This is a genomic window from Streptomyces stoeckheimensis, assembly GCF_045822005.1.
In the GTDB taxonomy this organism is placed as follows: Bacteria; Actinomycetota; Actinomycetes; order Streptomycetales; family Streptomycetaceae; genus Streptomyces; species Streptomyces stoeckheimensis.
In genome coordinates this window covers 8,027,393-8,043,605 of the sequence record NZ_CP169550.1, presented here as the reverse complement: position 1 = coordinate 8,043,605, position 16,213 = coordinate 8,027,393, and the positions used below count along the sequence as shown (strand labels likewise).

General features: G+C 73.7%; 13 protein-coding genes and 2 pseudogenes. 10 read left to right on the top strand and 5 right to left on the bottom strand.

All coding sequences use genetic code 11. The features are described 5' to 3' along the window. Nucleotides 1-138: 138 nt before the first annotated feature. The 3 genes from ACE1OC_RS36535 to ACE1OC_RS36525 are packed head-to-tail and all read left to right on the top strand — an operon-like array spanning nucleotide 139 to nucleotide 7,309. Nucleotides 139-3,474 carry an FtsX-like permease family protein gene (locus ACE1OC_RS36535; RefSeq protein WP_407840601.1) on the top strand — a complete coding sequence of 1,112 codons (3,336 nt, stop codon included), beginning with the start codon at nucleotides 139-141 and terminating at the stop codon, nucleotides 3,472-3,474. Next, complete coding sequence (locus ACE1OC_RS36530; protein ID WP_407840600.1) at nucleotides 3,471-6,275, top strand: hypothetical protein; 2,805 nt, start codon at nucleotides 3,471-3,473, stop codon at nucleotides 6,273-6,275. Before ACE1OC_RS36535 ends, ACE1OC_RS36530 begins: the two co-directional genes overlap by 4 nt. Further along, the gene (locus ACE1OC_RS36525) at nucleotides 6,272-7,309 is read left to right on the top strand and encodes an ABC transporter ATP-binding protein (RefSeq protein WP_407840599.1); all 1,038 of its coding nucleotides are present in this window, start codon (nucleotides 6,272-6,274) and stop codon (nucleotides 7,307-7,309) included. Before ACE1OC_RS36530 ends, ACE1OC_RS36525 begins: the two co-directional genes overlap by 4 nt. Nucleotides 7,310-7,329: 20 nt before the next feature. Here ACE1OC_RS36525 and ACE1OC_RS36520 read toward each other — a convergent pair whose 3' ends face one another. Continuing rightward, nucleotides 7,330-8,082: a hypothetical protein gene (locus ACE1OC_RS36520; protein ID WP_407840598.1), complete on the bottom strand. Its 753-nt coding sequence runs from the start codon at nucleotides 8,080-8,082 to the stop codon at nucleotides 7,330-7,332. Nucleotides 8,083-8,132: 50 nt separating this feature from the next. Between ACE1OC_RS36520 and ACE1OC_RS36515 the strand changes: the two genes are divergently transcribed. Continuing rightward, nucleotides 8,133-8,540, top strand: a complete 408-nt coding sequence (locus tag ACE1OC_RS36515; protein WP_407840597.1) for a hypothetical protein — start codon at nucleotides 8,133-8,135, stop codon at nucleotides 8,538-8,540. 177 nt (nucleotides 8,541-8,717) lie between these two features. Next, nucleotides 8,718-10,211 (top strand): condensation domain-containing protein, encoded by a 1,494-nt coding sequence (locus ACE1OC_RS36510; protein WP_407840596.1) that lies wholly within the window; start codon nucleotides 8,718-8,720, stop codon nucleotides 10,209-10,211. Nucleotides 10,212-10,238: 27 nt separating this feature from the next. Here ACE1OC_RS36510 and ACE1OC_RS36505 read toward each other — a convergent pair whose 3' ends face one another. Further along, nucleotides 10,239-11,468, bottom strand: coding sequence for an RNA polymerase sigma factor (locus ACE1OC_RS36505; RefSeq protein WP_407840595.1), 1,230 nt, complete (start codon nucleotides 11,466-11,468; stop codon nucleotides 10,239-10,241). 97 nt (nucleotides 11,469-11,565) lie between these two features. After that, entirely contained in the window at nucleotides 11,566-11,925 is a 360-nt protein-coding gene (locus ACE1OC_RS36500; protein ID WP_327251158.1) for a YciI family protein, read from the bottom strand. Between the two features lie 204 nt (nucleotides 11,926-12,129). Here ACE1OC_RS36500 and ACE1OC_RS36495 point away from each other — a divergent pair, with 204 nt between their 5' ends. Next, nucleotides 12,130-12,504: a hypothetical protein gene (locus tag ACE1OC_RS36495; protein WP_407840594.1), complete on the top strand. Its 375-nt coding sequence runs from the start codon at nucleotides 12,130-12,132 to the stop codon at nucleotides 12,502-12,504. A gap of 24 nt (nucleotides 12,505-12,528) precedes the next feature. Here the strand turns inward: ACE1OC_RS36495 and ACE1OC_RS36490 are convergent, their stop codons facing one another. Further along, entirely contained in the window at nucleotides 12,529-12,798 is a 270-nt protein-coding gene (locus ACE1OC_RS36490) for a hypothetical protein (protein ID WP_243340458.1), read from the bottom strand. A 94-nt stretch (nucleotides 12,799-12,892) separates the two neighbouring features. Between ACE1OC_RS36490 and ACE1OC_RS36485 the strand changes: the two genes are divergently transcribed. The 3 genes from ACE1OC_RS36485 to ACE1OC_RS36475 all read left to right on the top strand — a co-directional run bounded on the left by ACE1OC_RS36485 (nucleotide 12,893) and on the right by ACE1OC_RS36475 (nucleotide 14,793). Then, the gene (locus ACE1OC_RS36485) at nucleotides 12,893-13,231 is read left to right on the top strand and encodes a thioredoxin family protein (protein WP_407840593.1); all 339 of its coding nucleotides are present in this window, start codon (nucleotides 12,893-12,895) and stop codon (nucleotides 13,229-13,231) included. A gap of 150 nt (nucleotides 13,232-13,381) precedes the next feature. Continuing rightward, complete coding sequence (locus tag ACE1OC_RS36480; RefSeq protein ID WP_407840592.1) at nucleotides 13,382-14,572, top strand: cytochrome P450; 1,191 nt, start codon at nucleotides 13,382-13,384, stop codon at nucleotides 14,570-14,572. A gap of 23 nt (nucleotides 14,573-14,595) precedes the next feature. Continuing rightward, nucleotides 14,596-14,793 (top strand): ferredoxin, encoded by a 198-nt coding sequence (locus ACE1OC_RS36475; RefSeq protein ID WP_407841792.1) that lies wholly within the window; start codon nucleotides 14,596-14,598, stop codon nucleotides 14,791-14,793. A 176-nt stretch (nucleotides 14,794-14,969) separates the two neighbouring features. On the opposite strand, the pseudogene ACE1OC_RS36470 reads toward ACE1OC_RS36475, so the two are convergent. Further along, nucleotides 14,970-15,782, bottom strand: a pseudogene (locus tag ACE1OC_RS36470) (RNA-guided endonuclease InsQ/TnpB family protein); the annotation flags it as partial. A gap of 153 nt (nucleotides 15,783-15,935) precedes the next feature. Here ACE1OC_RS36470 and ACE1OC_RS43380 point away from each other — a divergent pair. After that, nucleotides 15,936-16,118: pseudogene (locus ACE1OC_RS43380) on the top strand (transposase); the annotation flags it as partial. Nucleotides 16,119-16,213: the final 95 nt, after the last annotated feature.

The following is a 16,213-nucleotide window of genomic DNA, read 5'->3' as shown; positions in this document are numbered from 1 at the left end:
GCGTTCTTGCGGTCCCGCCCCGCACGATTTGTTCATCCGTTGCACCACTCACGCAAGTCCCTTCCGCTATCTGTTCGAATCTGGCAGCATCGTCCGTTATCCGGGGCTACCAGTCCGGTGCGGGGGAGGAACAGGCACATGCTCGGCTTCGTCGTGCGCCGGCTGCGCGGGCGATTGCCGCTCGCAGCCGCCGTACTGCTCACCGTTTTGATCACCACGACCGTGCTCACCGCGCTCTTCGCCTTCACCCGCGGAGTGGGCGACGCCGGACTGCGCCAGGCCCTCCAGGGGCCCGGCCTCGCGCGCGGCACCGTCCTGGTCACCGGTTCCCACCCGGCGGCCGACCGTGCCAAGGACGACGAGGCGGTACGGGGCTTCGCGCGCGAGCTGTTCGGCCCCCTCCCGGCCGGTGCCGAGAGCGTGGCGCGCAGCCGTTCGTACGGGCTGCCCGGCCCGCACACGCCCGGCAAGGACTCTGATCTGACCCTGCTGGCCGCCTTCGCGAAGGACCGCGCACGGCTCCTCGCGGGCACCTGGCCGCAGCCCGTCGCGGGACCGGTCTCCGATCGGAGCGGCCCGGTTCCCGTGGCCGTGCCGAAGGCGGCGCTGGACCGGCTCGGGCTGACCGAGGGAGCCCTGCCCGCGCAGGTGCGGCTGGACGACCGGTACGGCGGCTCCCCGCTGACCGTGCTGGTGACCGGCGTCTACCGGGCGGCCGACCCGGACTCCCCGTACTGGCGGCTCGATCCGCTCGGTGCGCGCGGTCTCCAGGTCGCCGGATTCACCACCTACGGGCCCCTGCTGGTGGACGACTCCGCCTTCACAGCGGGTGGGCTGGTCCAGGACAGTCGCGCCGTGCTCCTCACCGCCGACTTCTCCACCGTGGACGCGGCCGGCGCCGAGGCCGTGCACGGCCGGGCCGCCAAGGCCTTGAAGGACCTCCAGGGCGGTTCCGGGCTCGCCCCGTCGACCGAGCTTCCGGCGCTGCTCGGGGAGCTGCGCTCGGGCCTGACCGTCGCCCGCTCCACCCTGCTGGTCGGCGCGCTGCAACTGGCCGTGCTCGCCGGGGCGGCGCTGCTGCTCGTCTCGCACCTGCTGACGGAGCGCCAGGAGGGCGAGCGCGCCCTGCTCGCGGCGCGCGGCGCCTCCCGCGGCCGGCTCGGTGTCCTCACCGGGGCCCAGTCGCTGCTGCTGGCGCTGCCCGCCGCCCTCCTCGCTCCCCTGCTGACCCCGCCGCTGCTGCGCCTGCTCGGCGGCTACGGCTCGTTGGCGCACGTCCCGTTCACGGTCACCCGGAGCTGGCTGCTCTGGCCCGTCGCCGCGGGCTGCGCCCTCGGGTGCGTGGTGCTGACCACCCTCCCGGTCGTCCTGCGGGGCGCCGCCGCGGCCGCCCTGCACCGGACGGGCCGCCGCCAGGCGCTCGTCGCCGGCGCGGCCCGCTCCGGCGCGGACCTGGCGCTGGTGGCCCTGGCCGTACTCGCCTACGAGCAGCTCTCCCGCTACGGCGCCGGCGGCTCCGGCCCGGCCGCACGCTCCGACGGGCTGTTCGGCGTGGACCCGGTGCTGGTCGCCGCCCCGACGCTGGCGCTGTGCGCGGGCACCCTGCTGGTGCTGCGGCTGCTGCCCTTCGCGGCGCGGCTCGGCGCACGGGTCGCCGCCCGGGGCCGGGGTCTGGGTCCGGCGCTCGTCGGCTGGCAGCTGGCCCGTCGGCCGGGCCGGGCCACGGGGCCGGTGCTGCTGCTCGTGCTCGCCGTCTCCAGCGGGGTCCTGGCACTGGGTCAGCACACGGCGTGGTCCGAGTCCCAGCGTGACCAGGCCGATTTCACGACCGCCGGGGGCCTGCTGATCTCCCACAGCGATCTGCCCGCGCTGGGCCGGGGCGGCCGGTACGCGGCGCTGCCCGGCGGGGAGCGCGTCCTGCCGGTGCTGCGCGCCCGGCAGGAGCTGCCGGGCGGGCGCCCCGGCCAGCTGATGGTGCTCGACGCGGCGGCCGCCGCCGACCGGCTCGCGCTGCGGGCCGACCTGCGCGACGGGCGCGGCATGCGGGAGCTGTTCACCCCGCTGGCCTCCGCCCCCGCCCCCGCCTCCCCTGCCACCGGCATCCCCCTCCCCGGCCAGCCCCAGCGCATCGACCTCTCGGTCTCCGTACGCTCCACCGGCGCGGGCGGACGCCCCGGCCTCGGGCTGCTGCTGCGCGACCGGTTCGGCATCACCTACCGGGCCGCGATGGTGCAGCTCCCGGAGAACGGTGACGCCACCGTGTCGGTGCACACCGGCTCGATGCTCGGCGCACCCATCGGGTCGGCCGCCACCCCGCTCAGCCTGGCCGGGCTCGTGTTCTCGTACGACCGCGAAGGCCCGCTCCCCGGGACCGATCCGAACGCCGATCCGGATGCCGGCTCGGGCGAGCCCTCGACCAAGGTCAAGATCTTCGACGAGCTGACCGTACGGAGCCTCGCGGTCGCCCAGACCCGGGACGGAGCGGCGGCGCCGGTCGCGGTGCCCGCATCCGACTGGAAGCTGTCGGCCCCGCAGCTCAAGGACGGCTCCCCGGCCGCCGAACTCCTCCCGGGCTCCGATCCCGCGCCGGGCGGCCCGGCCCCGGTCAAGCTGCGCTACCGGGACGATTCCGGCGAACGCGGCGGTGTCCAGGCCAGTGTGACGCCGGGTCCCGCTCCGGCCGCCGAGATTCCGGGGATCGCCACCCGGGCGTACCTGTCCGCGATCGGCGGGGCCGTGGGCGATCTGGTGCCGGTCAAGCTGGACGACGTCACCCTCCGGGTCCGGGTCACCGCCGCGATCGGCTCCCTGCCCGTGGCCGGCGACACCGCGATCGCCGTCGACCTGGACACCGCCGCGCGCCTGCTCGCGGCGGGCGGCCGGGAGCTGCCGACGCCCGGCGAATGGTGGCTGCCGGCCGCCTCCGCCGACGACCCGGCCCCGGCCCGCGCCGCCGCGGAACTGCGCTCCGGCGCGGGCTCCCAGCAGGTGCGGCTGCGCGAGGAGGTCGCCGCGACCCTGCTGGACGACCCGCTCAGCGCGGGCCCGCAGGGGGCGCTGGCCGCGCTCGCGGCGGCCTGCGCGGTGCTCGCGGCGATCGGCTTCGCCGCCTCCGCCGCGGCCGCCGCCCGGGAGCGGGCCCGGGAGTTCTCGGTGCTGACGGCGCTGGGTGCCCGGCGCCGTGACCTGGCCCGGACGGCCACCGCCGAGAGCTGCCTGCTGGTCGGGCTCGGCACCGCGGTCGGGGTGGGTCTGGGCGTGGTCATCGTGCACCTCGTCGTGCCGCTGACCGTGCTGACCCCGGCCGCCGGCCGGCCGGAGCCCGGGGTGCTGGTGGACCTGCCCGCGGTGCGGACCCTGCTGCTCGCCGCCGCCATCGCCGCCGTACCGCTGCTGTCCGCGGTCTTCGGCGGGCGGCGCAATCAGAACCGCTCGAAGCCGGCCGACCGGCTGCGGCACGTGGAGGACATATGACCGGGCCGGCCGCTACCGACGCCGACCGGCGCGCCCCGGGCGGGGCCGATCCGCAGGCACCCCGGGATTCCGCCCGTCGGCCCGTGCCCCCGCCCGCGCCCTGGGTGCGGACCCGGCTGCGCGCGACCCCGCTGAGCGCCCTGCTCGGCGCGGCCCTGGCCTTCGTCGCCGTCCTGCTCGCCGCGGCCCTGCCCCGTGCCATGGACCGGGGCACCGACCAGGCGCTGCGCTCCTTCCTGGAGTCGCGCGGGCCGAGCCAGACCAGCCTGTACGTCACCGCGCGCCCGCGCTACGGCGAGGAGAGCGTGCAGAACCTGGACGAGGTGTTGGCGACCCTGGTGTCCCGTACCGCCCCGGGCTTCGCCGTTGCCCCCGCCGGCCCCGTCCACGGGTCCTCCGCGGCTCCCCGGCCGCTGGCCAACCGCGGCCTGGCCGCCCCCGACGGGGTGCCTCCCCAGTTGGGCCTCCACCACCTGCGCACGGCCTCCGAACACGTACGCCTGGTGGAAGGACACTGGCCGGGCGCTCCCGCACCCGCTCCCGGCAGCCCCATACCCATCGTGCTGTCGCAGAGCGCCGCAAAGACCATCGGCATCCGGGTCGGCATGGTGCTGGAGAGCACCACCGGCCGGGCGCTGACCACGATGAAGGCGGAGGTCGTCGGTCTCTACGTCGCGAACGACGACGCCGAGGACTACTGGACCGACTTCACCTGCCTCCTCCGTGCCTGCCTCAACATGACCACGACCCAACCTCCGCAGGCGTTCTGGCGCACCGAGGCGCTCGTCGGCGCGGAGGCGCTCGACCCGCTCCCCGAGTGGGGCGACGGGGACAGCAAGGACTTCTGGCGGATCCCGGTGGACACCGGGGCACTGCGGGCCGACCTGCTCCCGGCCACCGCCAAGGCCGTCGCCTCGTACCTCAGCGGCCCGACCGCGACGCGTCTCACCCAGGAGACCCGTCGGAGTGACCTGCGGTTCACTTCCCGCCTCCCCGAGCAGTTCACCCTCGCCGAGGCCCGGCGTCAGGCGGCCGCGCCGCTCGCCGCGATGGGCCCGGCCGGGGTGGCCGGAGTGGCGTTCGTGGTGTTCTGCCTGGCGGCCGGGCTCACCGGGGACCGGCGGGAGGCCGAACTGCGGCTCCTGCTGGCCCGCGGCGGTTCCCGCGCGGGCATCGTGCGCCGACTGCTCGCGGAGAACGCCGTCACCGTCCTGCCGGCCGCCGCCCTCGCGGCGGTGCTCGCCGTGGTCCTGCTGCCGACCCCCCGCTCCGCCGGCACCGTGCTGGCCGCTTCGGCCGCCACGCTCCTGGCCCTGCTGGCCGTCCCCGTACGGGCCTTCGTGCTGCTGTCGCCGAAGCGTCCGCCGGGTCCCCGGCGGCGGCTGGTCGCCGAGCTGCTCGCCCTGGCGGCCACCGCGGCCGCCGTGTTCGAGGTCCGTTCGCGCGGGGTCGCTCCGGCCGGCGCCGGGGTGGACCCGCTGCTCATCGCCGCTCCCCTGCTGCTCGCGCTGTGCGGCGGCCTGCTGCTGGCCCGCCTCCAGCCCGCCCTGGTCGGGGCGTTGGCCCGGGCGGCCGGGCGGGGTCCGGGGCTCATCGGCTTCCTCGGGCTGGCGCGCGCCGCGCGGGGCACCGGGGGCCGGGCCCGTCCGTCCGTACTGCCGCTGATCGCGATGCTGCTGGCCATCACCACCGGGGGCTTCGGCGCCACGGTGCTGACCGCGGTGGCCGACGCCCGCTTCGCGGCGGCCCGTGCGGCCGTCGGCGGTGACGCGCAGCTCGCGGCGCCGGGCGGCGCCGCGCTCCCGGAGTCCCTGACGACGGCGGTCGACGCGCTGCCCGGCGTACGGTCCTCGGTGAAGGTGTGGAGCGACGACAACGTGTTCCTCTACGGCACCAAGACGGGCAGCACCCAGATCTCGGTGATCGTCGCGGACCCGGTGGAGTACGCGAAGCTGTCCGCGGCGACCGGCAGGGGCCGGTTCGATCCGGCGCTCCTGGCGACCGGAGCCGCGGGCACCTCGGGCTCGACGGTGCCCGCGCTGATCAGCCGGGACCTCGCCGACGACGACACCTCCGGCTTCCGGCTGCGGCTCGAGAACGGCGGGGAGCTGAAGCTCACGACCGTCGGAGTCATCGACGGCACCCCCGCCCGGCCCGGCGCCAGGTCCACCACCGTGGTGCTGCCCGCCTCCCAGGTGATGGCCGCGATACCGCAGATGGGGCTGCCCAACAGCTGGTTCGCGCTCGGCAAGATCGACCAGCACCGGCTGGAGCAGGCGGTCCGCACCGCGGACCCGACGGCCGGCGAGGAGCGCTACCGCGTCCGTACCAGCTCCGCCGCGACCGCCGAACTGGGCTCCGACCCGCTCCAGCGCTCCGCAGAGCGGCTGTTCTGGGCCTCACTGGCCGGAGCCGCGGGCTTCGCGCTGCTGGCGGTCCTGCTGACCCTGGTCCGGGCCGCCCCCGACCGCGCGGCGCTGCTCGCGCGGCTGCGCACCATGGGCCTGCGGCCCCGGCAGGGCATCCTGCTGATCCTGGTGGAATCGGTTCCCCTGGCCCTGGCCGCCGCGCTGGGCGGCGCACTGCTCGCGGCGGGCACCGTCGCGCTGCTGGGTCCGGCACTGGACCTGTCCACGCTGGTCGGCACCCGGGTGCCGACCGGTCTGCAGGTCCTCGTCACGCCCGTACTGATCCAGGCACTGGGCCTGGCCGTCCTCGTCGCGGGGGCCGTGCTCGCGGAGGCGGCGATCTCCGGCAGGCGACAGATCACGACCGAGTTGAGAGCGGGAGACCAGCGGTGAACAGCGATCAGCCCACCTACGAGGAGCTGCAGCGGCAGGCCCTGGCCGCCGCCGAGCCCCGCCGGCACGGCGCGGACACGGCCATCGCCTGCGACCGCCTCGTACGGATCTTCAGTACGGACGGGGTCGAGGTACAGGCCCTGCAGGGACTGGAACTGACCGTGGCGCAGGGCGATCTGATGGCCCTGGTCGGTGCGTCGGGCAGCGGGAAGTCCACGCTCCTGAACATCCTCGCGGGGCTGGACGTGCCCACGGCCGGCACCGCCAGCGTCGGCGGCTACGACCTGCTGGAGATGTCGGCGCGCGACCGGCTGCGCTACCGGCGCGAGGCGGTCGGCTTCGTCTGGCAGCAGACGGCCCGCAACCTGCTGCCGTTCCTGACGACGGCGCAGAACATCGCCCTGCCGATGCAGTTGAAGGGCGGGCGGCGCGCCGCCGCGAAGCGCCACGCGGTCCGGACCGGTGAGCTCCTCGAAGCGCTGGAGATCGGCGAGCTGGCCAACCGCCGCCCCGCCGAGCTGTCCGGCGGCCAGCAGCAGCGGGTGGCCATCGCGGTGGCGATGGCCAACGATCCGGCGGTGCTGCTCGCCGACGAGCCGACCGGTGAGCTGGACTCCGAGACGGGCGGGGCGATCTTCGAGGCCTTCCGCACCGTCAACCGGGAACTGGGCGCGACCGTGGTCATCGTGACCCACGATCCGCTGGTCGCGGGCGAGGTCCGGCGCACGGTGGCGATGCGCGACGGCCGCACCAGCAGCGAGGTGCTGCGCCGTACGGTCACCGACGAACACGGGGCCGAGTCGGTGAGCGAGCGCGAGTACGTGATGCTCGACCGCACGGGGCGCGTGCAGCTCCCGCAGAAGTTCCTGGAGGCGCTGGGCATGGAACACCGGGTGGCGGTGGACCTCGCCGCGGACCACATCGAGCTGCGTCCCGACGACGCGTCGGCCTCGACGCCGGACGGTACGGCCGCGGACGGCAGCGCTCCCGGGGCCACGGCTCCGGGCGGCGCGCCGGAGGCGGCCGCAGGCTGACCGCCAACCGACGCGGACGTTCAGGGAGTACGCGGTTCCCGGGCCGCCGCATCCGCCTCTTCCCGGATGTACCCGAACACCTGGCGCAGCGGCTCGCCGGGGAAGGCCTCGCGGGCGGGGCCGTAGTCCCCGAGCCGGAAGGGCGCGGGGGTGATCGGGGTGAGCATGAGGATCAGGGGCTGGACGCCCGCCTGGTGATAGGCCGCCAGTTTGTGGTGACCGTCGAGGAGGTAGGCGGCGATGGACTCCTCGTGGGGGCGCAGGGCCACCAGCGCGGGGCGCGCGCCGTCCCTTATCCGCCGCAGGTGGCCGCGTACGGCGTCCGCGTCGGGCGGGGGCCAGCGGTCGGTGGTGAGCAGGGCCAGTTCCTCCTCGGGATACCAGTGCTCGATGTGCCCTGGGCGCGGGTGGACCAGGCGCATCAGGTGCGGGGCCGGGGCCGCGGTCATCGTGTAGCGGCCGGGCGCGAGCAACGAGAGCAGGGGCCGCAGCCGTGCCGGGTCCGGCGGCAGGAAGTGCCCGGTGAGCGGGTCCACGTCGAGCTCGGGGGCGGCCAGCCACTCCGTGAGCGCCTTGACCTCGGCGGTGCCGGGCGCGTCCCGGCCGGTGGCGCGCGAGACCAGCCAGCCGACGCTGCCGTAGCAGTCGCAGCCCTCCAGCAGGACGGGCCGGCCCCCGAGGAGCAGGAAGCTGGCGCCGTCGTTCCCGGTGGCCTCGATGACGCCGAGTCCGTCGGGGACCTCACAGACGACCGCAACAGGTTTGGTGGGCACCGGCCCAGTCTGCCAAAGTGCGGAACAGGGAGAGGGAGGGGGTCGCGGCGATGACCGAGGCATGGGTGACCGGACTGGTCAACAACATTCTGTACAACACCATGTATCACAGCGACTGTTCGGAGCTCGACGACGAGCTGGTCCGGCGCTACGCGCACGCCATGCGGGTGGACGCGGCCAGCGCCGAGCCGCTGCCCCGCCAGGCTGCGGGCCTGCGAGCGGTGGTCGCCTCGGACGAGAAGCTGGCGTCGAAGTTCGAGCCCTATCCGGGACGGCGCCCGTTCAGCGAGGCCGAGCTCCGCGACTTCCTGACCCGCATCGCGGACGAGGTCGACCCGAACCACACCTCGGACGAGACCGGCCCGGGCCCTGTCGAACCCGACCCGTACCTCCCCCCGGACAGCCCCGACGCGAAGCGCCCGAGGAGCCTGCGGGCGCTCCTGCGCCGCCGTCGCTGAACCCGGTCGCGGCCACGGCCGCGACCCCGTTCCCCGGGGCGGACACCGGGCGCGTGCTCCGGCCCGCGCGTCGCCCGCCCGGTGCGCCGACCGGCGAAACCCCTGGTGCGCGTCACTTCCGTGGCCCGGGTGTCGTTAGGCGCTCGGGGTTGACTCGGGGGTCGAAGGGATGACGGAATGCGGCAGTTTCCTCTGGAGATGCACCACATGGCACCCGGCCGGGTCGTCGAGTGGCGGTTGCGGTCCACGGCCGGGGCACAGTCCCCCGGCCCGGACGGTGCGGACGGCACGGCGGACAGGAGGGCCTCCTTCAACCAGGACAAGCACTTCACCGTCGCCGAGGAGAGCCGCGCCGCCGACGACCCGACCGCGTCGTGGATCGCCGTCACCTTCGAGGTCGCGGGCCCGCTGGACGAGGACGCCCTGACCGGCTCGCTGCTGGCGTTCGTACGCCGCCACGAGGTGCTGCGCTGCGAGTTCCGGCGCCTGGCCGGGGAGTTGGCATGCGCTCCGATCCCCGCCGCCGAACTGGCCCTGGACACCGTCCCGGTCGCCGACTTCGACCGCACGGAGGAGTTGACCCGCTTCCTGGTGGAGCGGTTCAAGCGGAGCATCGACACGCTGTCCTGGCCGCTGTTCACGATGGGCGCCGTCCTGCGCGAGGACTCGGCGACCGTCTACCTGGCCTTCGACCACATCGTCTGCGACGGCATGTCGATGCCGATCGTGGTCCAGGAGGTCGAGAGGGGCTACGAGGCCCTGCGCCGCGGCGAGTTGCCCGACCCGGCGCCCGCGCCGAGCTATCTCGACTTCGCCGAGGAGCAGCGCAGCCGGTACCTCTCCATCGATGAGCACGACGAACGCCTCGGCTACTGGAAGGAGTTCATGGCGAGCGGCGACGGCGAGTTCTTCCCGCGCTTCCCGCTCGAACTGGGTGTGGAGCCGGGCCGGATGTACTCGATCGTGAACGAGGCCTCCCCGCTGCTGGACGCCGCCGAGGCGGAGGTCTTCGAGAAGGCCTGCCTGGCGGTGGACGGCAAGCCGTTCATGGGCGTGCTCGCCGCCGTCGCGGTCTGTCTGCGCGAGGCGGGCGGGCCGGGGGTCTACCGGGGGTTCATGCCGGTGAGCGAGCGCGGCCGGGCCGGGTGGGGCAACTCGGTGGGCTGGTTCGTCAACACCATGCCCATCGAGTTCGACGCCTCGCCCGGGCGGGACTTCGAGCAGGTGATGGCTTCGGTGCGGGCGGGCTTCGGGGAGATGATCGGCCATCTCGACGTACCGTTCGTACGGGCCTGGGAGCTGCTCGCACCCCGCGAGTTCGCCGCCCGCTCCTGGCCGTACCCGGTGAACTTCTTCTCGTACATCGACATGCGCAAGTGCCCGGGCGCCGAGCGCCACGAGGACTGGCGGCCCACCTCCCACGTGTGGTCGGCCCAGGCCAACGGCGCCTGCTCCTGGTTCCAGCGGGACGCGGAGGGGCTGCACATGAACTCGATCTACTCGGACACCCCCGCCGCCCGCCGCACCATGGACGGCTTCCTGGAGGCCCTGCGCGAGACGGTCCGGGAGATCGCCCGCCACGGATCGTTCCGCCGCCCCATCGCGCTGACCCCGCCGCGCCGGCCCGCGCTGACCCCGCTCGACGTGGCGGCGTTCGCCCGGCGCGGCTGATCCCGGCGCGCCGCCCGGCGGTGCGCCTCAGAGTCGGGCCGCGCGTGCGCGCAGCAGGGCCTGCTCCCGGGCGTTGCGCGTGAGGGAGGCGGCGCGTTCGAACTCCGCGCGGGCCTCCGCCAGGCGCCCGAGCCGCTCCAGCAGGTCTCCCCGTACGCTCGGCAGCAGATGGTAGGAGCGCAGGGCCGGTTCCTCCGTCAGGGCGTCGACCAGGGGGAGCGCCGCCTCCGGGCCCTCGGCCATCGAGACGGCGACGGCCCGGTTGAGCTCGATCACGGGTGACGGGACCAGCAGGACGAGCCGTCCGTACAGGGCGGCGATCGTGGGCCAGTCGGTGTCCTCGTAGCGGACGGCGTCCGCGTGACAGCCGGCGATGGCGGCCTGGAGGGAGTAGGGGCCGGTGCCCGCCCGGTGCAGGGCTTCGACGCCGCGCCGGATCAGCAGGCGGTTCCACTTGGACCGGTTCTGGTCGGCGAGCAGCACCGGCTCCCCGTCCGGGCCGGTGCGGGTGGCGATGCGCGAGGCCTGGAACTCCAGCAGCGCCGCCAGGCCGTGCACCTCGGGCTCCTTGGGCATCAGGCCGGCCAGGACCCGGGCGAGGCGCAGGGCGTCCTCGCACAGGGCGGGGCGGACGAGGTCGTCGCCGGCCGTGGCGGAGTAGCCCTCGTTGAAGACGAGGTAGATGACCTCCAGCACGGAGGCGAGGCGCTCTTCGCGGTCGGCTCCGTACGGGACCTCGAAGGGCACCGCGGCCTTCGCGAGCGCCCGCTTCGCCCGGACGATCCGCTGGGCGACGGTCGGTTCGGGACAGAGGAAGGCGCGGGCGATCTCCTGGGTCGTCAGGCCGCCCATCAGCCGCAGGGTCAGCGCGATCCGGGCCTCGGTGGCGAGGACGGGGTGGCAGGCGGTGAAGATCAGCCGGAGCAGGTCGTCGTCGATGGACTCGGGGTCCGCGAGCGCGGCATCGTCCTCCGGCGGGGGCGCGTCCTCCAGGGTGCGGCCCACCTCGGCGAGTTTGCGCGCGTAGGTCTCCTTGCGGCGGACGAGGTCGATGGCCCGGTGTTTGGCGGTGGCCATCAGCCAGGCCCCGGGCTTGTCGGGCACCCCGGAGGCCGGCCACTGCTCCAGGGCCGCGACCAGCGCGTCCTGGGTGATCTCCTCGGCGATGCCGACGTCGCGGACGATCCGGGCGACGCCCGCGATGATCCGCGCGGACTCGATCCTGAACACCGTTTCGACCGCTCGGGTCGTACTCACTGCCGTCACGGCTACCCATCAGAGCAGCCGTGACGAGGCAGGGCAAACGGCGCGGGAGGGTGCGGCGCCGAGCGGTGCGGAGCGGCGCCGCCGGGCGTCAGCTTCCGTCGAGCTGACGGAGCTCGGCCCCGACCGTCCAGTTCTCGGGGTGGATCTCCAGGAAGCGCTTGGTCCACTCCAGCGCCTCGTCCTTGTCCTTGCACTGCATGAGGGCGTACCCGCCGACGACCTCCTTGGTCTCGGTGAAGGGCCCGTCGGTGTAGCTGAGCTTTCCGCCGGACCAGGTGACCCGGGTCCCTTCGGAGGTGGGGAGCAGGCCGGCGGTGTCGAGCATGACCCCGGCCTTGGTGATCTCCTCCATCAGGGCGCCCATGCGGTCGTTGAAGTCGGCCGGGAAGGGGGTGTCCGGGGTGAGGTTCTGCTCGTCGATGCGGATCATCGAAAGGAAGCGCGGCATGGTGACTCCTCGGTGGTGGAGGACGGGGCCCTTCCCCGCCTCTCACCCCTGCGTCGAACGGGAGACGCCGGGATCGACAGCTTCCCGGAAAAATCTTCGGAGATTTTCGGGACGCGCGCGGCGGCGGGGATTCCGGTCACCACCCCACCCCTGGCTACCGGCGAGTAGGATCGCCGGGCCCAGGCCCCTCCGAGAGGATCCCCGATGCCGCGCACACCTTCCTCACCGCTCCTGCTCGCCGGTCTGCTGGCGGGCGCGGCGGTGGCGCACGCCGTCGCCCCCAAGCAGTTCGACGCGATCGTGCCGCGCTCGCTGCCGGGCAGCCCGCGCCAGTGGACGTACGCGAGCGGCGCTGCGGAACTCGCGCTCGCGGCCGGGGTGGCCCACCCGCGCACCCGCCGGGTCGCGGCGCTGGCGACGGCGGCCTTCTTCGTCGGCGTGTTCCCCGCGAACGTCAAGATGGCCGCCGATGCCCGCCACCGCTCCCCCGCCCTGCGGGCCGTGGCCCTGGGCAGGCTGCCGCTCCAGGTTCCACTGGTGCTGTGGGCCCGCAAGGTCGGCCGCAACGCGGCGGGCTGAGGCCACGGCCCCGCCGCCCCGGCGTCAGCGGCTGTCGCCCGTCCAGTCCCAGTGACCGGGATCGGCGGCGCGACGGCGGTAGTGGGCCCGGCCGCCGGGACCGTAGCGCCCTATCTCCGTGGGGAGCCTGGCCTCCTCGGCGAGCTGCGGGGCGCTCCAGCCCGTGATGTCGAGCAGCAGCCCGTCGAGCGGCCCGCCCACGAGCTCTCCGTAGGCGTGCCCCGGGAGCGGACCCGGGTCGGGGTCGTCGTGGTCGGCGCCGTAGACCCGGCGCCGGAGCATCCTGTCGTCCATACCGGTCAGCTTCACAGACGGCACTGACAACGGCCCCCGGCAGGGATGATGGGACCCGTTCGGATCGCACGGCACACGAAGCGGAGCACCATCCATGGCACGTCGGGTACACCAGCCACTGGAGGACCAGGAGTTCGACTTCATCCTCGGTATGACGGACGGGCCGGTGCTCGCCTACTTCTGCGGAAGCTGGCCGAAGGCCCTGGAGCCCTGCCGCGCGATGGACACGGTCGTCGCCGCACTGGCGCAGGAGTACGGAACCCGGCTGACGGCGGTGCGCGTGGACATCACCCGCTGCCCCGCGCAGACCAAGCGGTACGAGGTGACGGGGGCCCCGACGGCCGTCCTCATCGCGGGCGGCGAGCCGGTGGCCGCCCAGGCGGGGCCGATGACGGCCGGGGAGCTCCGGGAATTCCTCGACGCCCACCTCTGATCGGCGCACCCCCGCCGCGCCGCCGCCGCACCGCCTCTTGCGCCATACGGGCGAAGCGCACGATCTGGCCGAAAGTCACGTGGATCAGATAGGTGCCTGAGGCATGTAATGGATCCCGGCGAAACGGAACCATCGCGTGCGAGGTGCTGCATGTCCGAGAAGACCATTGCCTTCCCCCAGGACCGGACCTGTCCCTACCACCCGCCGGCGGCCTACGAGCCGTTGCGGACGGGCCGGCCGCTCTCCCGGGTCACCCTCTTCGACGGCCGCTCCGTGTGGGTGGTCTCCGGCCACGCCGAGGCGCGTGCCCTGCTCTCCGACGGCCGGCTCTCCGCCGACCGGCAGAACCTCTCCTTCCCCGCCCCCACCAAGCGGTTCAAGGGTCTGAGCAACCGGCGCGCCGCCCTGCTCGGCGTCGACGACCCCGTCCACAACACGCAGCGCCGGATGCTGATCCCGAGCTTCTCCCTGGGACGCACCGCGGCCCTGCGCCCCCGGATCCAGGAGACCGTGGACCGGCTGATCGACGCCATGATCGCCGCCGGACCCCCGGCGGAACTGGTCGGCGCCTTCGCCCTGCCGGTGCCGTCGATGGTGATCTGCGCCCTGCTCGGAGTCCCGTACGCGGACCACGAGTTCTTCGAGAGCCAGTCCCGGCGGCTGCTGCGCGGCCCGGAACTCGCCGACGTCGAGGACGCCCGGGAGCAGCTCAACGGCTATCTGCGCGAACTCATCGGCCACAAGCGCGAGCACCCGGGCGAGGGGCTGCTGGACGAGCTGATCGTGCGGCGGCTGGAGACCGGCGAGACCGATGTGGAGGAGCTGGTCTCGCTGGCCGCGATCCTGCTGATCGCGGGGCACGAGACCACGGCCAACATGATCTCGCTGGGCACGTTCACCCTGCTCAGCCACCCCGAGCAGCTGGCCGAGCTGCGCGACGATCCGTCCTTGCTGCCGGCGGCGGTGGAGGAGCTGATGCGCTTCCTGTCGATCGCGGACGGCATGCTCCGGGTCGCGGCCGAGGACATCGAGATCGGCGGGGTGACCGTCCGCGCCGACGACGGGGTGATCTTCTCCACCTCCGTGATCAACCGCGACGAGACCGTCTTCGCGGAGCCCGACACCCTGGACTGGCACCGGCCCACCCGGCACCACCTGGCCTTCGGCTTCGGCATCCACCAGTGCCTGGGCCAGAACCTGGCCCGCGCCGAGATGGAGATCGCGCTCGGCACCCTCTTCGAACGGCTCCCGGGCCTGCGGCTGGCGGCCGAGCCGGACAGGATCCCGTTCAAGCCCGGGGACACCGTCCAGGGCATGCTCGAACTCCCCGTGGCGTGGTGAGCCCCTTGACTCCGGCCGGTCCTGTGAGCCGCGTCTCCGTCGACACGGACGTCTGCATCGGCGCCGGCCAGTGCGCCCTGACCGCGCCGGGCGTGTTCACCCAGGACGAGGACGGCTTCGGCGCGGTGCTGCCGGGTCGCGAGGACGGCGATGGCAGCCCGCTGCTGCGGGAGGCGGCGCGCGCCTGCCCGGTGTCGGCGGTCAGGGTCGAGGAGGCCTGAGCGGAACGGCGGCAGCCACCGTCGAGGAGGACCGAACGGAACGGCTGCGGGCCCCGCCGGCTCAGTACCGGGCGGCCGCGCCCAGGCGCTGGAACAGGGCCTCGAACCAAGTCCAGCCCCCGCTGGTCCTGGTTGATGGCCTGCGAGCTTTGAAGTGCTCTCCCGGCTGGGGCCGGCCCAGACTTCTGAGCGACGTTCCTTCCCGGCTCCTCGATGGTTCCCCTGGCCGACTTGATCATGTCTGTGATGGTGAGTGCTCCGACCACAACGGTGCCGTAGGTGCGGGCGATGGTGGTGGTCGTCTGGTGCTGCCAGTCCAGGGCCCGGCGCTTGGCTTTCGCGCGGAGTCCTGCGATCTGGTCGTAGGTGTGGTGCAGCCGACGGCTGGTTGGCTCGCCGGGCTTGCGGTGCTGCTTGCGCTGGGCGGCGCGCTGCTCCAGGCGAAGGAGCTTCGCCTGCTCCCTCTCCGTCAGCCACTCATCGTGCTCGCAGGTCTCGCCGTCGGAGAGTGCGATGGGGACGGTGACGCCCACGTCGATGCCGACCTCCGGCCCCCGGTGCGGCTCGGGCTCGACCTCCAGACTCTGGACGCGGAAGGCGATGTGCCAGCCGAGAGCGTCCGTGACCAGCCGCGCCCCGGTGATCCGGTTCTCCGCGTTGGCACGCTTGCCCACGGGCAGATCCTTGGTCCACCGGAAACGGACCCGGCCGATCTTCGGCAGGTTGGCCATGCCTCACCTGCGATGCACGCGGATAATGTTCAGGTCCCGGCCCTGCGGGACGTCCACGGACATCACCGTGCGCAGCCGGCCCTTGAAATTCGGGGCGCCGGCGCGACCGTCCCAGCAGTTCTTCCACGCCTGGAAATAGGTCTTCAACACCGCTTGCGCGGCCTGCGCAGGAAGAACAGCAAGAAAGTCGATGTCGCCCCGGGCCTGCCGGATCGCTGCATCCGCGTTCGCCAGGGTCCGCTTCTCCTTCGGCATCATCCGCCACCACGCATGCAGCAGGTTCCACACAGTGCGGGCCGCATGCGCCTGACCATCAGCCTTCAACACCTAGGCGCGCGACAGCGCGAGCCGGGCATGGTGCCCGAACTGCCGCTTGACCAAGGTGTCTTGACTCACAGCCGAGGACTAGCAGTGGTTTATGCCACCACACCGGAACCCAGCCCCGATGTCAGAATTGGCCGCCATGTTGTCCGCAACCTGCACGTTCACTCGGTTTTCGTCACGGAATACAGAAGGAAAGCGTCCACCGACGCCATGCGGACCCGCACCGAAGAGATCATGCGGGTCTGCGCCGACTTCGAAGCCGAGCTGAAAACTTCAAGGACGAACAGCACTCCGGCGCTCCGCGCCTCCGAGCCAAGGATGACCCTCACCCCCGCCAGGAGACGCGGCCCCGAACCACCGAGCGC